Consider the following 15,571-nt stretch of genomic DNA (forward strand, 5'->3'; position numbering starts at 1 on the left):
GCATTCAACCTACACCAAGATTACTTTTCTAACAGGTGGCCCATCTTGGCGGCTTTGGTTGCCAGATAGTGTTCGTTTTTCGGGTTTTTGCCGACGATCAGCGGCACGCGCTCGACGATGTTGATCCCGGCTTCGGTGAGGATTTCGACCTTTTTCGGGTTGTTGGTCAACAGGCGAACGGCAGGGACGCCCAGCAGCTTGAACATATCGGCACACAGGGTGAAGTCACGCTCATCGGCGGCAAAGCCTAGCTGGTGGTTGGCTTCTACGGTGTCGTAGCCTTTATCTTGTAATGCATAGGCGCGGATTTTGTTCAGCAAACCGATGTTACGACCTTCCTGGCGGTGGTACATCAGAATGCCACGTCCTTCTTCGGCGATATGATTTAGCGCGGCTTCCAGTTGGAAACCACAATCACAGCGCAGGCTGAACAGCGCGTCTCCCGTCAGGCATTCGGAATGAACGCGAGCGAGTACCGGCGTGTCGCCAGTAATATCACCAAAAACCAGTGCCAGATGGTCGTGACCGGTTGCCAGTTCTTCGAAACCCACCATCAGGAAATCACCCCATGGTGTAGGTAATTTGGCTTCTGCCACACGTTTCAGCTGCATTTTATACTCCAATACTCTTCATCCTTCACGCTGGGGCTGCGTTAGCGACTCTCATTCATTCGGTTACTGCCTTGCCGCAGCGCGAATAATGCTGAGTAACTCCTCATCTTTCATGCCGGGTTGCGTCATTTCATCGCAATCTTAGCGCGGGGTCGCAGGTGAGGGTGATAGAGTGTTTATTAACGTTCAGTATTTTATTTATTGTTGCGCATGCTACGTTCCAATGCGCGGATTGACCAGTAAAAATCTCAGCGACAGCAGAGATTGCAACAATCCTATGAATATTCTGCCACAAATCGCAGCGGCGCTTAGCGCGAATATTTGAATGATTACGTCATAAGTTATGAATTATCGGTCGCAGCAAAAGCCGATTTTCTTATTAGATGTTAAGCAGTAACAAGATTGTTACACTGCGATTCTTTGGCTGTTTAAGGATGCTTATGTATCACATTGTCAGACGTGTCTTGCTAGGCACAGTGATTCTATTGGCCATGCCCGCCGTCGTGTGGGCTTCGGGATGGTTATGGACGCCGGGGCTGAATCCGGACATTTTGCGCCCGCTGTTCTGGGTGACGGAAACCGTGAGTGAGCCTTGGGGCATTCTCACCACCCTCGTGTTTTGCGCCTGGTTCCTGTGGTGCCTGCGTTTCCGGCTCAAGGCGGCGGTAATGCTGGTGGTTATTCTCTGCGCGTCCGTTGTCATCGGCCAGTATGTGAAGGATTTCATCAAGGCAGAGGTCAAGGAGCCGCGCCCTTATGTGGCATGGCTGGGCACTTCTCATGAGATGGACGTGCTGGAGTTCTACGCCATGAAAGGCAAGGAGCGGGGCAAAGAGGTGAAAGCCTTGCTGGGGGATGACAGCGACCTGCCGAAATGGCTGAAAAAGAGCTGGCAGAGTGACACTGGCTACGCCTTCCCATCGGGCCACACCATGTTCGCCGCTACCTGGGCGCTGCTGGCTCTGGGTATTCTCTGGCCGCGTCGCCACTTCAAAACCGTGGCCTTTATGATGGCCTGGGCAGTAATTGTAATGGGCAGCCGTTTGATGCTCGGCATGCACTGGCCGCGAGACTTGATGGCCTCTACCGCCATAAGCGCGGTGCTGGTGATCATCGCCTGTTGGCTGACGGAAAGGTTTATTGGGCCACTCAAGCCGCCTCCGGCAGAGCAGCGCGAGATAGCCGAGCGCGAGGCCGAAGAGACAAAATAGCCCCTCAGGGTAGACGGCGCAGGGCAACAACTGGCCGTTTACCCTTTTAACCGGGGAGTGGCGTCCCCATATATTAACTATCACGCCCTTTTTACTGTGGGGCGCTAGGCCAAATAGGGAGTTATGCTACGCTTTTGTCTGAAGTTTATCCTAAGTCGGTTTTATCCGTTCTGAGCATTTCCCAGCTTTGTTTGGAAATGCTAACTTATTAGGTTAGGACGCGTATTTTTGGCATAATTCATCCGGTACATCCGGCATTACAGGAATGAATGTGAAATATTTGCTGATATTTTTAGTTGTGTTGGTCGTGTTGGTGATATCCATCACCCTCGGCGCCCACAACGATCAGGTGGTAACTTTCAATTATCTGCTGGCGCAGGGCGACTATCGCGTCTCCACGCTGCTGGCTGTGCTATTTGCGACCGGCTTCGTGCTGGGTTGGGTGATCTGTGGTCTGTTCTATCTGCGCGTTCGCCTGTCTCTAGGCCGCGCTCAGCGTAAAATCAAGCGTCTGGAACAGCAAATCGAACCTGAACCTGTGGTTGTTCCCACTGTCACGCCTACTGTTATCAGTAAGGAATAATCCTTTATGTTAGAGCTGCTGTTTCTGTTGTTGCCCGTTGCGGCCGCCTATGGCTGGTACATGGGGCGCAGAAGTTCTCAGCAGGATAAACAGGAAAATGCTAACCGCCTGTCGCGTGAGTACGTGGCGGGCGTTAACTTTTTGCTGTCCAACCAACAAGATAAAGCCGTCGACCTGTTCCTTGAAATGCTTAAAGAGGACAGCAGTACCGTCGAGGCTCACTTAACGCTGGGCAACCTGTTCCGTTCGCGTGGTGAAGTTGACCGCGCCATCCGCATCCATCAGTCATTGATGGAAAGCGCCTCGCTGACCTTCGAACAACGTCTGCTTGCCGTGCAGCAACTGGGCCGTGACTACATGGCTGCCGGGCTGTATGACCGCGCAGAAGACATGTTCAACCAGCTGGTGAAAGAGCAGGACTACCAAGTCTTTGCTCTGGAGCAGCTGTTGGTCATTCATCAGGCGACCAGCGACTGGCAAAGCGCCATCGAGGTGGCCGAGCGTCTGGTTAAGCTGGGTAAAGACAATCGCCGCAAAGAGATTGCCCATTTCTGGTGTGAACTGGCGCTGCAAGCCATGTCCAGCGACGACCTAGATAAAGCCACCGGCCTGCTGAAGAAAGCCGCCTCGGCCGACAAACTCTGCGCCCGCGTCTCGATCATGCAGGGTCGCATCCTGATGGCTCAGGGCGACTACGCTAAGGCCGCGGACGCCTTAAAACGCGTGCTGGAGCAAGATAAAGAGCTGGTGAGCGAAACCTTGCCGATGCTGCAAGAGTGCTATCAGCACTTAGGCCAGCTGCAGGCGTGGGCCGAATTCCTCAAACGCTGCGTGGATGAAAACACCGGGGCCAGCGCCGAGCTGATTCTGGCTGAGATAATCCAGCAAGCCGAAGGCCGCGAAGTAGCGCAGTTGTACATCAACCGCCAGCTTCAGCGCCATCCGACCATGCGCGTGTTCCATCACCTGATGGATTACCATCTGGCGGATGCAGAAGAGGGGCGTGCCAAGGAGAGTCTGGTCTTACTGCGTGACATGGTAGGGGAGCAGATCCGCACTAAGCCGCGCTATCGCTGCCATAAGTGTGGGTTTACCGCGCATTCGTTGTATTGGCATTGCCCGTCTTGCCGTGCTTGGTCGACCATCAAGCCTATCCGTGGTCTCGACGGCCAATAAAAATCCTCGTCGTCCTTCGCGCTGCTTCTGCGTTGGCTTCCTCTGCTCACCCCAGTCACTGACTTTTGTCAGTTCCTGGGGATTCACATCGTTGCCGCCTTGACCCAACACGAATGACTTAGAGGATTTCCGGTGATCGGGTAGGGCGAAAACTTCCTGCATCTACCTCTGTTATTCGAGCTGTCGCGGGCTTCGTTCAATTGCCGCCTTGATACAACTCGAATGATTTTGAGGAGCCTTCGGCATTGCTGCTTATGTTGCTACCTATAAAGACTACTTCTTCTTACTGATGGTCTTGCGAACGGAGACCAGCAGGGTGCGGAGTTTTTTGATCTCTTTTTGAGTCAGCGCCGGTTCGGTGTTTTCGCTGGTGTGCTGGTTGTCGATTTCATGTTCTGGATTTTTGGCGGCCTTTTTCCCCTTCGGTGCAAAGCTTTCCTCTAGGCGCTCGCACACTTCGGCACTTAATGAACGCTCTGATTCAGCCGCTGCGGCACGAATTAACTCTTTTAATTCCACAGGTATCTTGATGGTCAGGGTAGATATCTCGCTCATTTTATTCTATTTCCTTCAGCCTAAAGCTTTACGCTATGTCAGCAAAGTTAAGCTGTCTAGTGTGTAACAAATAATTCATAAAAATGTAACACAACGCGCGACTGGGATTTAGGGGAGATGACAGGTAAAATGCGGGCGGCTTTTTCCACTGATGAATTTGCCTTAGCCCGATATCCTTAAAAACTGACAAGAGGTTGACGACATGAAGTCTGAAAATAATATCCATAACAATGACTTAAAATCCTCACCCATTGTCGTTGCTCTCGACTACGCCGATAAGTCGGCGGCGCTGGCCTTTGCCGATCGCATCGACCCGCGCGATTGCCGTCTAAAAGTGGGTAAAGAGATGTTCACCCACTTCGGCCCGCAAATCGTTAAAGACCTGCAATCACGCGGTTTTGACGTATTCCTCGATTTGAAATTCCACGACATTCCTAACACTACCGCCCACGCGGTGGCTGCCGCCGCCGATCTCGGCGTGTGGATGGTGAATGTTCACGCCAGCGGCGGGGCACGCATGATGACTGCCGCCAAAGAGGCGTTAACCTCATTCGGGGCCGACGCGCCCCTGTTGATTGCCGTCACCGTGCTGACCAGCATGGAAGGCAGCGATTTGGCTGATCTAGGTATTCAACTCTCTCCGGCGGACTACGCCGAGCGTTTGGCGCGCCTGACACGCGACTGCGGCCTGGACGGCGTGGTGTGCTCCGCGCAGGAAGCCAGCCGTTTCAAAGCCGCGCTGGGGCAAGAGTTTAAACTGGTGACGCCAGGGATCCGCCCGGCGGGCAGCAAAGCCGACGACCAGCGTCGCGTGATGACTCCCGTTGAGGCACTGACGGCGGGCGTCGACTATATGGTGATTGGGCGTCCGATCACCCAATCTGCCGATCCAGCCCAGACTCTGCGTGATATTCGCGCTTCACTGCGTTAAGGCCAGCCAATGAAAAATGATGATAACAGCCGTCTGGTGTACTCCACAGATACCGGCCGAATTGATGAGCCAAAAGCCAAAGTAGAACGCCCGAAAGGTGACGGTATTGTGCGTATTCAGCGCCAGACCAGCGGGCGCAAAGGCAAGGGCGTTTGCCTGATCACCGGCGTAGACGGTGATGACGCCGATCTGGAGAAACTGGCTGCTGAGCTGAAGAAGAAGTGCGGCTGCGGCGGTTCGGTGAAAGAGGGGGTGATCGAGATTCAGGGGGATAAGCGGGATTTGCTCAAACAGCTGCTTGAAGCCAAAGGCATGAAGGTGAAATTAGCCGGTGGCTGATATTGGCTGCATGTCAGAGGCAGCGCTAAATCGGCAAAAATTTTTATTTTTTTGCCGATTTCACCCGGAAAGACAAATTAAAAACGTGATTGCCAAAATGCTGCTCTCTCATCAAAGCAGCATCTTGAGAATACCGGTTTGTCTTCTTAGTAGAAGACAAATTAAAAAGACCTGAAAAAAGCAAATAACCTATTTTTGTTTTAATCCTTTATTCTGCTTTAACCATTCTTTACTACTATTTACTGACCTGATGTCCTACGATCCCGCCGACTGCTGCACCACCTAATGTCCCTAAAGTACTGCCATCGGTCAGTACTGCACCACCCAATGCACCGGCACCCGCACCAATGGCGGTATTACGGTCGCGTTTAGACCAGTTGCCACAAGCAGTGACTGACATTGCCAAGGTCATCACTAAAGCAATGCTGGCAATACGTTTAGAAGTAAGACTTGATAATTGCATCATGGTAACTCTCCTTAATAGGATTAACTCTCCGACACACTCATAAGTATAGGTAATAACCAATATTTCGCTGAGAAATTAACCAACGCAATATTGCCGCTATCACCTGGGTGTTTAACGCGAGACCTCCGCGAAAAACTAACAATATTCAGAGTGGGTCAAACAGTTATCTCAACTTGCTCAATTTCACATTTTCACCGGGCGCAATAGCGACCCAGTGGAATAAAACTAATGAAATTGGCATTTTTGCACTAGGTGAATAGTCCTAATTCACTGCAAAGTCTTTGGGTCAAAGCACAAAAACCTCATTATTGGCTGATGCAATCCACCGTAATCCCGGCGCTGGTGAGATGCTGCCTCACGGGGATGGCAAGTTGGTCATCGGTGATCACCCGGCTGATGTGGCGCATAGGGCCGAGGGAGTGGCCGGTTATCTGGCCAAACTTGCTGGAATCGGTCAGCACGATATTTTCCACGCCTTTGGCCAGCACGGCGTTGACGATGTCGGCGCGCAGCATATCGCGGCCGGTGAAGCCGGTTTCAGGGGTATAGCCGTCGATACCAATAAATGCTTTGCTGAAGTTGACCTGCTGCAAGCAGAGTTTGGTCAGGGGGCCGACCAGCGTCTGGCTGGCTTTCTGATACATCCCGCCGAGCAAAATCACCTCGCACGGCATGCTTTTTAATAGGGTGGCGATGTAGCTGCTGACCGTGACCACCGTCAGGCTGCGCTTATCACTCAGATATTGCGCCAACAGCGCGACGCTGCTGCCGCTTTCGAAAAATACGGTTTCACCCTCTTGGATCAGCGACGCGGCATATTGGGCCAGCTTTTGCTTGCGGCCAAAATTGGACATCATGCGCTGGTCCACATCATCGGTCTGCACCGCCACGGCAAACCCGTGCTCTCGGCGCAGATAGTTGCGCCCTTCGAGCAAAGTCAGATCATGGCGAATGGTCACTTCTGATACCTGACATACCTGCGCCAGCGTGCTGACGCTAACCCGCTGTTTATCATTCACCCATTGCAAAATAATCTGCTGTCTGTCGTTCATGCGATTCCGAAACAGCGGGCAACCTGTCGATTACCCGCATTGTGGTAGGGAAGGGTTAGAGCGAGTGCTCGGTACGGGCGATGATATCATCCTGTGCTTCAGGTGATAAGGCCGTGAAAAATGCCGAGTATCCGGCGACGCGCACCACTAAATCCCGGTAATGCTGCGGCGTCTCTTTGGCTTTCAGCAAAGTTTCGCGCGACACAATGTTGTACTGCACGTGCCAGCCGCGATGCTCTTCAAAGAAAGTGCGTAGCATGAGCATCAGCGTTTGCCGGTCGTGCGGGTTTTCCAGCGAAGCCGGGTTCAACTTCTGATTGAGCAACACGCCGCCGAGGATCGCCTCGGTCGGCAGTTTTCCGAGGGAGTTGAACACCGCCGTTGGCCCAAGATGGTCCGTACCGGAAGAGGGGCTGGCACCCTCAGCCAGCGGGGTGAAGGCTTTGCGACCATCCGGCGTGGCGGTGGTGGCGGCGCCGAAAGGCACGTTGGCGGAAATTGATGAGGTGCCCGCGTAATAGGTGCCGCCAATCGGGCCGCGCCCAAATCGGGTGTTGTGATAGTTCGACAGCTCGTCGATATAGCACTGATAAGCGCGAACCAGCAGGTCGTCTACCTCGTCGCAGTCATTGCCATATTTGTCCGCGCCGTTGATGAGTCGCTGGCGCAGGCGCTCGCCGTCTAGCCCGTCGTAGTCGGACGCCAGCGCCGCCGCCAGCTCTTGCTGACCAACCTGACCCTGCTCGAACACCAGCTTTTTGACTGCTGCCAGACTGTTGCCCAGATTGGCGATCCCCACCTGTAAGCCCGACACCCAATCATATTTCGCACCACCCTGTTTGATGGTTTTGCCGCGCTCAATGCAGTCATCAACCAGCGCCGAGCATAAGATGTCGTGGGCATTTTCTTCCAGCACGGTATCCACCACGCACTCCACTTCAATCGATTTGCGGGTGTAGTAGCGGATCTGCTCATCCCACTGGGCGAAGGCCTGTTCGAAATTGTCGAAGTTACCCAGCGACAGCCCGCGCTGCTGCGGCAGGAAGCAGCGGCCGCTTTTGGCGTCTTTGCCTTGCTCCAGCGCCGCTAGCATTACGCGGGCGAAGTTGATGAAACTCATGCCGGTGCAGCGATAGCCCCACTTGCCGCCGACGGCGGTTTCGATGCAGCCAATCGCGGCGTAGTCATAGGCGTCCTGCGGCTCGACGCCGAGTTTGATGAATTCAGGAATGACAATTTCATCATTATTGAAAGCCGGCATGCCGAAGCCGCAGCGAATCACCTGTACGCAGACGTCGAGGAAGTCATCGCTGATCCCGGCGTGATAGCGCACGCTGAGATTGGGCTGGGTAGAGCGCAACTGGCCGCATGACTCCAGAATGGCGTAAGAGAGTGGGTTGACGGCGTCACTGATCTGGCCGTCGCGCCACTGCTGGCCGCCAATGGTGACATTTTGGTACAGCGGGCTGCCCGCCGAGGCTTTGGAGTGGGTGCCGGAGCGGATTTTGTTGACCTCCAGCAGCTTCAGCCAGCAGCTTTGTAAAAGCTCAATGGCGGCATCGCGGCTCAGGGTTTCAGCCACTTCCACATCGCGGCGATAGTAAGGATAGAGATATTGGTCGAGGCGACCGAAGGAGACCGAGTGGCCGTTGGATTCGATTTGCAGAATCAGTTGGATGAAGTAGCACAGCTGCAACGCCTGCCAGAAGGTCTGCGGCGGCTGGTGGGCAATAAGCTCGCAGTTTTCGGCCATGCTCAGCAGTTCGCTGCGGCGCGCTTCGCGGCTCTCCGTCGCCGCCATTTTCCGCGCCAGCGCAGCAAAACGCAGGATGTGCTCGCCCACCGCCGCTAGCGTGATATCAATCGCCTTCAGCAGCTGCTCTTTATGCAGGTCTTCCCAGTCGGTGAGTTGCAGCCGTTCGCGGCGCTCGGCCACTTTGTTGCGCAGCCCGTCCAGCCCGAGATCGAGCAGCAGCGGGAAGTTGACCGCCAGATGCGCGTCGCCGGAGGTCATATTGCCTTCCGCCTTGACGATGCCGCTGTCGAGCAGGGCCTTCTGCTCATCGGTGAACATGCCGTAGCAGCGATCTTGAACCGTCTGGCCGCGCCACCACGGGCACAGCTGGTGAAGGATGTCCTTGTTCGCTTCGCTGACCGAGAAACCGGCTCCCGGCCTGTCGCCCAGTGCGTCAATTTCACTTTCAATCCAGCCGACAGTGTACTCAGGGAAAATCGGCGCGGCGCGCACTTCACTGGCTTGGTTGCCGATGATTAACTCGTCGTGCTTAATCCAGATGGTGCGTTGTTGCAGATGCTCGGCCAGCGCCATTGCCCGGCGCACGGCCAGCGGTTTGTTGGCATGCTGTTGATAAACATGGGTATAGTGCTGCGCGCGTTCGGTACAGATAGGCGGTTTGACGATATGAATCAGCGCCTCTTTGTGTGCTTTGATGCGGTCAGACAGATGTTCCAGCTTCAGTTGAGTCATTATTATTATCCTCTTAGTAGGGCAGTCAGCCCCTTTTCGGCGGCGTAATCTTGGGCAAACGTCAGCAGATCGGGGTCATTCAGCGGCTGGCGCGGGGCCAGATAGGGTTGGTTGAGCAGAGCGTATTTATTGATGCCCAGCGTGTGGTAAGGCAGAAAATGGATCTCCTGGCAGCCGGTTTCCTCAGCGGCGAAGTCGACAATCGCCCGTACCGAGGCGCGGTCGGCATTGAAGTCAGGGATCAGCGGCACGCGGACAATCAGCGACTGCCCGGCATGAGCCAGTCGGCGGAAATTATCCAGCACGCGCTTGGCCGAGCCGCCGGTCAGGCGTTCAAACGCCGTTTCATCTACGTGCTTTAAGTCGGCCAGCAGCAGATCCAGCACGTCCAGTGAGGGTTCGATGTATTTCCACGGCACGTGCAGGCAGCTTTCAACCGCCGTGTGCAACCCCTCTTGGCGGCAGCGTTGCAATAGCCGGTGAGTCACCTGCGGCTGCATGAAAGGCTCGCCGCCAGATAGGGTGACGCCACCGCCGGTGCGCAGATAGAAGGCTTTGTCGCGCAGGATCTGCTGCATCAGATGGTCTACATCCGCCGACTCGCCGCACAGGCTCAAGGCCCCGGCGGGGCAGACGCGCTCAATGGCGGCCCGGTCGGCGGCGCTGAAGTTCTCGCGGCGGATAATCAGCTTGCCGTCTTCTACATTAATAGCGTGCGGAAAGGCGCTGGCGCAGTAGCTGCAGCCTTCACTGCATAAGCGCGGGTCGAACAAAATGTCCGGCTCGGCCGAGCGGCTCTCCGGGTTCTGGCACCAGGTGCAGCCCAGAGAACAGCCTTTGAGGAACACCACGGTACGCACTCCCGGCCCGTCGTGGGTTGAATAGCGTTGAAGGTTAAAAATCATCGAGGTACTCCAAGCAAAAACGGCCTATTTATTTTCTTTCGCAATTAAGCTACTTTCATTCGAAAGTGATTTTGACTGCGATCAACAAAATAGGCGTTTGAAAGAGTAGACTCATCGATACTTTGTTTTGGTTCACAAGTTTAAGGAGAGAGGGATGGAGCTTTATCTGGATACCGCCGACGTTGGCGCGGTAAAACGACTATCACGCATCCTGCCGTTGCAGGGTGTTACTACCAACCCGAGCATTGTGGCGAAAGAGCGCAAATCGCTATGGGAAGTCCTGCCTGCCTTGCGTGATGCTCTGGGCGGAACCGGCAAACTCTTTGCGCAGGTGCTGGCGTCTGATGCCGAGCAAATGGTTGCCGAAGCGGTGAGCATGACCCAGCGCGTGCCGGGTTTAGTGGTCAAAGTTCCGGTGACGGCGGAAGGCTTGGCGGCGATCAAAAAGCTCAAGCTGATGAACATTCCCACGCTGGGAACGGCGGTTTATGGCGCGGGGCAGGGGTTACTTTCTGCGCTGGCCGGGGCGGAATATGTCGCGCCCTATGTCAACCGTCTGGACGCGCAGGGCGGTGACGGCATCGCCATGGTGACAGAGCTGCAACAGCTACTGAGCCTGCATGCGCCCGGCGCTAAAGTGCTGGCCGCCAGTTTCCGCACGCCGCGTCAGGCGATGGACTGCTTGCTCGCGGGCTGTCAGTCAATCACTCTGCCGGTGGACGTCGCCGAGCAGCTGCTGACCACGCCCGCCGTGACCGCCGCCGTGGCGCAGTTCGACAATGACTGGCAACAGGCTTTCGGGCGCAGCACGCTGGATTAATTCCGCACTCTACTCATCGACTTATCTAACCCGCCTCGGCATCCCCGACGCGGGTTTTTTTATGCCTGAAAATCCTCCAGACATTTAAATGAAACTAGCGATCTATAAAAAAGAAACGTCGTTTCAAAAATATGTGTTTGATCACTTTTATAACTTCCGGAAATGGATACCTTAGCGATCATTGAAAGAGCCGATGAGAGAACCAAGTCGTCACGCCAACCGGGAATGGCACGTTACACCCTTAACCCTAGCTTTCACTACAACACCGCCCGGCGCTGGCAAAACAGTGCCGTGAGCGAATAAAACGATCAGGTGGAAACAACATGCAAATCAAACGTGCTATAGAAAAAATTCCCGGTGGGATGATGCTGGTGCCGCTGTTTATCGGTGCCCTTTGCCATACCTTTGCGCCGGACGCGGGTAAATATTTCGGGTCATTCACCAACGGGCTGATTTCCGGCACCGTGCCGATTCTGGCGGTGTGGTTCTTCTGTATGGGCGCGTCAATCAAGCTCAGCGCCACGGGGACGGTGCTGCGTAAATCCGGCACGCTGGTGGTGACTAAAATCGCCGTGGCCTGGGTGGTCGCCGCGTTGGCGTCGCACTTTATTCCGGAAAACGGCGTCGAGTTTGGCTTCTTCGCCGGGCTGTCTACGCTGGCCTTAGTGGCGGCGATGGATATGACCAACGGCGGCCTGTACGCCTCGGTGATGCAGCAATACGGCACCAAAGAAGAGGCGGGCGCTTTCGTGCTGATGTCTCTGGAATCCGGCCCGTTGATGACCATGATCATCCTCGGCACTGCCGGTATCGCCTCTTTCGAACCTCACGTATTCGTCGGCGCCGTTCTGCCTTTCCTGGTTGGGTTTGCGTTGGGTAATCTTGATTCTGAATTGCGCGAGTTCTTCGGCAAAGCCGTGCAGACGCTGATCCCATTCTTCGCTTTCGCTTTGGGGAATACCATCAATCTGGCGGTGATTGCACAAACCGGCCTGTTAGGTATCGCACTGGGTATCGCGGTGATTATCGTCACCGGCATCCCGCTGATTCTGGCCGACAAGTTTATCGGTGGAGGTGACGGCACGGCAGGCATCGCAGCATCAAGTTCCGCCGGAGCCGCCGTCGCCACCCCGGTGTTAATCGCCGAGATGGTCCCCCAGTTCAAAGCCGCCGCCCCGGCAGCCACCGCGCTGGTCGCCACCTCGGTCATCGTAACCTCGATTCTGGTACCGATTATTACCGCGATGTGGTCGCGCAGAGTGAAGAACAAAGCCATCAAGGGGAAAGTGAATTTGGATGACCAAATGGCGAGAATTAAGTAAGTAGGGGCTGCTGCCCGGGGGCGCTTTTTAACTTCAAATTCAAATTCAAATTCAAATTCAAAACCGTGGGCTCGCCGCCCACACTGGCCCAAAGGGTTTTAAACGAAACCCTTTGGAATCCTGCGTTTTTTTGCTGCTGCAAGATCGAGGCTGCGCAGGGTTGGAATGGACATGTTCCAGCGGCCATTGTGTTCGCCGCGAAGTGGCGCCGCTTAGGCGGTTCCCTCGCGGCGGGATTACAACCCGCGCAAACTAACGCGCGGTTTTCCACCTCTTGCTCGGCGTCACTTCTGAACGCGACTTACTGGCATTTATACCGTGCCGTTTCAGTGGATTTTTTTTCTGCTCATCTCCTAAATAGCGGAGGAGCAAAGCAAAATCACTGAAACGGCACGGCTGAGATGCCTCTAAACCGCAGTCAAAAATGGCGCTGAGCGAACGGTTCGAGACCTATGGCTCGAAGCCTGAAGCGAAGGCACCGCCTAAGCGGCGACATTTTGCGGTGAATAACGGAAGCCCCTGAAACACGTCCGTCCAGCGAGCGGAGCGCGCAGTAAAGAGCCGGGGATTCTTAAGGGGCGCGGCGATAGGCGCCCCTTAAGGCCGGTGTGGCGGCAGCGCACGACCTTGACCTTTGGGCCAGTGTGGGCGGCGAGCCCACGGTTTTGACCTTAAGGCCGGTGTGGCGGCAGCGCACGACCTTGACCTTAAACTTAAAAAGGTGAACAGCAGTTCACCCACCTGATCCTAACATGGGCATTTCCCCATCTTGCCGCCTTCACTCGGAAATCTGGCTTCCAAACATCTGCGATGAAACTCGCGTTCCGACAGCGGGGTGCCTCTTGGGTGGCGAACGCGAAAGTGCGCCACGTAGTTGCCGTAATCCTGCACTCCAACCATCAGCCGGAAGCTTTGGGCGGCGCGGCGTCCGGCGAGTCTTAGCCACTGCAAAGCGTTCTTTGGGCGAGGCTCGACCACAAACAGCGGCTGGCAGTGATGGATGACGAACGCCGCGGGCCGCGGCGCTTTCAACAGTAAACAGTTTTCAGACATTGCGGGCCTCCCGGCGTTGTACCACGGCGGTTTCATGCACGGTCGGGGTGGCGGAGTTCAGTGCGCGGCGGATCACGAAGAACGACGACACCAGCATGGTGACGGCGACCAGCATAAAGAAGGCGCACAGCGCGGCGTTGATCTGATTGTTAATCACGATGGTGTGCATATCGGCAAGAGTTTTGGCCGGTTTAATGATTTCACCGCTGTCGATGCCTGCCGAGAATTTCTTCGCCTGAGCGAGGAAACCGATCGACGGCTTCTCGTGGAAAATCTTCTGCCAGCCCGCCGTCATAGAGGTCACAAACAGCCACACGGTCGGCAGAATGGTTACCCACGCATAGCGCTGCTTCTTCATTTTAAACAGCACCACGGTGCCGAGGATCAAGGCCATCGACGCCAGCATCTGGTTGCCGATACCAAACAGCGGCCACAGCGTGTTTATGCCGCCCAGTGGGTCGACCACGCCCTGATAGACAAAGAAGCCCCAGCCAGCGACCGCCACGGTGGTTCCGGCTATAGTGCCAACCCAAGAGCGGTTATTGGCCAGCGAAGGCACGGCGACGCCCACCAAGTCTTGCACCATAAAACGGCAGGCGCGGGTACCGGCATCCACGGCGGTAAGGATGAACAGGGCTTCGAACAGGATGGCGAAGTGATACCAGAACGCCATCATGGCGCGGCTATTAAACACTTCGGTGATGATGTGCGCCATGCCCACGGCAAAGGTCGGTGCGCCACCGGCGCGGGAGAGAATGGAGTTCTCACCCACGTCTTTGGCAATCAGCGCCAGCGTGTCCGGCGTCACCACAAAGCCCCAGCTGTTAATCACCTGAGAGGCACTCTCTACCGTGGTGCCAATCAGCGCTGCCGGTGAGTTCATGGCGAAATAGACGCCCGGATCGATAACCGAGGCGCAGATCATCGCCATAATCGCCACGAAGGACTCCATCAGCATCGCGCCGTAGCCGATAAAGCGGATATGGCTTTCGCGCTCGACCAGCTTAGGCGTGGTGCCGCTGGAAACCAGCGCGTGGAAACCCGAAATGGAGCCGCAGGCAATGGTGATAAACAGGAACGGGAAAAGGCCGCCGGAGAACACCGGGCCGCTGCCGTCGATAAACTTAGTTACCGCGGGCATTTTCATTTCAGGCATAGCAAATACGATGCCCACCGCCAACCCGGCAATGACGCCGATTTTCAGGAAGGTAGAGAGGTAATCACGCGGGGCCAGCAGCAGCCAAACCGGCAGAACCGAGGCGATAAAGCCGTAAATCACCAACACCCAGGTCAGCGTGGTGCCGTGCAGCGTGAAGAACGGCCCCCAGTAAGGATCCGCCGCTACGTTGCCGCCGTAAATAATCGCCAGCATCATCAGCACGAAGCCAATAATCGATACTTCGGCAATTTTGCCCGGGCGCAGGAAACGCATATAAACGCCCATAAACAGCGCGATGGGAATGGTGGCGGCGATGGTGAACAGGCCCCACGGGCTGTCTGCCAGCGCTTTAACCACCACCAGAGCCAGCGCGGACAGGATAATAATCATCACGCCCAGCGCGCCTAGCATGGTGATCACTCCGGCGAATTGCCCCAGCTCCTGCTTGGCCATTTCACCCAGCGAGCGACCATCGCGGCGGGTTGAGATGAACAGAATAAGGAAGTCTTGCACCGCGCCCGCCAGCATCACGCCGACCAGGATCCAGATAGTGCCCGGCAAGAAGCCCATCTGCGCGGCCAGGATCGGGCCGACCAGCGGGCCTGCACCGGCAATTGCTGCAAAGTGGTGGCCGAACAGCACCCATTTATTGGTGGGAACATAGTCCAGACCGTCATTGTGGCGCTCGGCGGGCGTCATGCGGCGGTCATCCAGTTCGAACACTTTCTTGGCGATAAACAGACTGTAGAAACGATAGGCGATGCTGTAACAAGCAATGGCGGCTATTACCAGCCACACCGCGTTGACGTGCTCTCCACGGCTGAGGGCCAACATGCCAAAGGCAAAGGCGCCGATTAACGCCACTACCAGCCAGGTTATCCCAGACTTGACGCTTTTCAT

The 15,571-nt window shown here is 55.5% G+C and carries 15 protein-coding genes; 7 read left to right on the forward strand and 8 right to left on the reverse strand.

From position 1 onward, the window contains the following. Positions 1 to 20: 20 nt before the first annotated feature. Positions 21 to 611, reverse strand: coding sequence for a GTP cyclohydrolase II (ribA, locus tag ACT3RR_RS07595; RefSeq protein WP_353502347.1), 591 nt, complete (start codon positions 609 to 611; stop codon positions 21 to 23). A 440-nt stretch (positions 612 to 1,051) separates the two neighbouring features. Between ribA and pgpB the strand changes: the two genes are divergently transcribed. The 3 genes from pgpB (at position 1,052) to lapB (ending at position 3,581) form a co-directional block, all read left to right on the forward strand. Continuing rightward, a complete protein-coding gene (gene pgpB / locus ACT3RR_RS07600; protein ID WP_486030527.1) occupies positions 1,052 to 1,822 on the forward strand; it encodes a phosphatidylglycerophosphatase B in 771 nt (256 codons plus the stop codon). A gap of 271 nt (positions 1,823 to 2,093) precedes the next feature. Then, entirely contained in the window at positions 2,094 to 2,405 is a 312-nt protein-coding gene (locus ACT3RR_RS07605; protein ID WP_353502345.1) for a LapA family protein, read from the forward strand. Between the two features lie 6 nt (positions 2,406 to 2,411). Continuing rightward, a complete protein-coding gene (gene lapB, locus ACT3RR_RS07610; RefSeq protein WP_353502344.1) occupies positions 2,412 to 3,581 on the forward strand; it encodes a lipopolysaccharide assembly protein LapB in 1,170 nt (389 codons plus the stop codon). 273 nt (positions 3,582 to 3,854) lie between these two features. On the opposite strand, the gene ACT3RR_RS07615 is transcribed toward lapB, so the two are convergent. Further along, complete coding sequence (locus ACT3RR_RS07615) at positions 3,855 to 4,136, reverse strand: Arc family DNA-binding protein (protein WP_100937199.1); 282 nt, start codon at positions 4,134 to 4,136, stop codon at positions 3,855 to 3,857. 202 nt (positions 4,137 to 4,338) lie between these two features. Here ACT3RR_RS07615 and pyrF point away from each other — a divergent pair, with 202 nt between their 5' ends. Both pyrF and yciH read left to right on the forward strand, forming a co-directional pair. Then, a complete protein-coding gene (gene pyrF / locus ACT3RR_RS07620; protein WP_353502343.1) occupies positions 4,339 to 5,067 on the forward strand; it encodes an orotidine-5'-phosphate decarboxylase in 729 nt (242 codons plus the stop codon). Between the two features lie 9 nt (positions 5,068 to 5,076). After that, on the forward strand, positions 5,077 to 5,406 hold the full coding sequence (gene yciH, locus ACT3RR_RS07625; protein ID WP_353502342.1) for a stress response translation initiation inhibitor YciH: 330 nt from the start codon (positions 5,077 to 5,079) through the stop codon (positions 5,404 to 5,406). 235 nt (positions 5,407 to 5,641) lie between these two features. Here the strand turns inward: yciH and osmB are convergent, their stop codons facing one another. The 4 genes from osmB to ACT3RR_RS07645 all read right to left on the reverse strand — a co-directional run bounded on the left by osmB (position 5,642) and on the right by ACT3RR_RS07645 (position 10,317). Continuing rightward, entirely contained in the window at positions 5,642 to 5,869 is a 228-nt protein-coding gene (osmB, locus tag ACT3RR_RS07630; RefSeq protein ID WP_034791472.1) for an osmotically-inducible lipoprotein OsmB, read from the reverse strand. Positions 5,870 to 6,177: 308 nt separating this feature from the next. Beyond that, positions 6,178 to 6,924: a DeoR family transcriptional regulator gene (locus ACT3RR_RS07635; RefSeq protein WP_496200028.1), complete on the reverse strand. Its 747-nt coding sequence runs from the start codon at positions 6,922 to 6,924 to the stop codon at positions 6,178 to 6,180. A 55-nt stretch (positions 6,925 to 6,979) separates the two neighbouring features. After that, a complete protein-coding gene (locus tag ACT3RR_RS07640) occupies positions 6,980 to 9,412 on the reverse strand; it encodes a formate C-acetyltransferase/glycerol dehydratase family glycyl radical enzyme (protein ID WP_496200029.1) in 2,433 nt (810 codons plus the stop codon). Between the two features lie 5 nt (positions 9,413 to 9,417). Beyond that, positions 9,418 to 10,317, reverse strand: coding sequence for a glycyl-radical enzyme activating protein (locus ACT3RR_RS07645; protein ID WP_496200030.1), 900 nt, complete (start codon positions 10,315 to 10,317; stop codon positions 9,418 to 9,420). Between the two features lie 154 nt (positions 10,318 to 10,471). Between ACT3RR_RS07645 and fsa the strand changes: the two genes are divergently transcribed. Together fsa and kdgT are read left to right on the forward strand one after the other, a co-directional pair. Beyond that, a complete protein-coding gene (fsa, locus tag ACT3RR_RS07650) occupies positions 10,472 to 11,137 on the forward strand; it encodes a fructose-6-phosphate aldolase (protein ID WP_100937193.1) in 666 nt (221 codons plus the stop codon). A gap of 323 nt (positions 11,138 to 11,460) precedes the next feature. Next, positions 11,461 to 12,459 (forward strand): 2-keto-3-deoxygluconate transporter, encoded by a 999-nt coding sequence (kdgT, locus tag ACT3RR_RS07655; RefSeq protein WP_353502338.1) that lies wholly within the window; start codon positions 11,461 to 11,463, stop codon positions 12,457 to 12,459. 747 nt (positions 12,460 to 13,206) lie between these two features. Here the strand turns inward: kdgT and ACT3RR_RS07660 are convergent. Both ACT3RR_RS07660 and ACT3RR_RS07665 read right to left on the reverse strand, forming a co-directional pair. Beyond that, on the reverse strand, positions 13,207 to 13,512 hold the full coding sequence (locus ACT3RR_RS07660; protein WP_496200031.1) for a YbdD/YjiX family protein: 306 nt from the start codon (positions 13,510 to 13,512) through the stop codon (positions 13,207 to 13,209). Beyond that, positions 13,505 to 15,571 carry a carbon starvation CstA family protein gene (locus tag ACT3RR_RS07665; protein WP_485900884.1) on the reverse strand — a complete coding sequence of 689 codons (2,067 nt, stop codon included), beginning with the start codon at positions 15,569 to 15,571 and terminating at the stop codon, positions 13,505 to 13,507. The genes ACT3RR_RS07660 and ACT3RR_RS07665 overlap by 8 nt, the downstream gene beginning before the upstream one ends.

This window comes from Ewingella sp. AOP8-B2-18 (assembly GCF_052376015.1).
Lineage (GTDB): Bacteria > Pseudomonadota > Gammaproteobacteria > Enterobacterales > Enterobacteriaceae > Ewingella > Ewingella allii.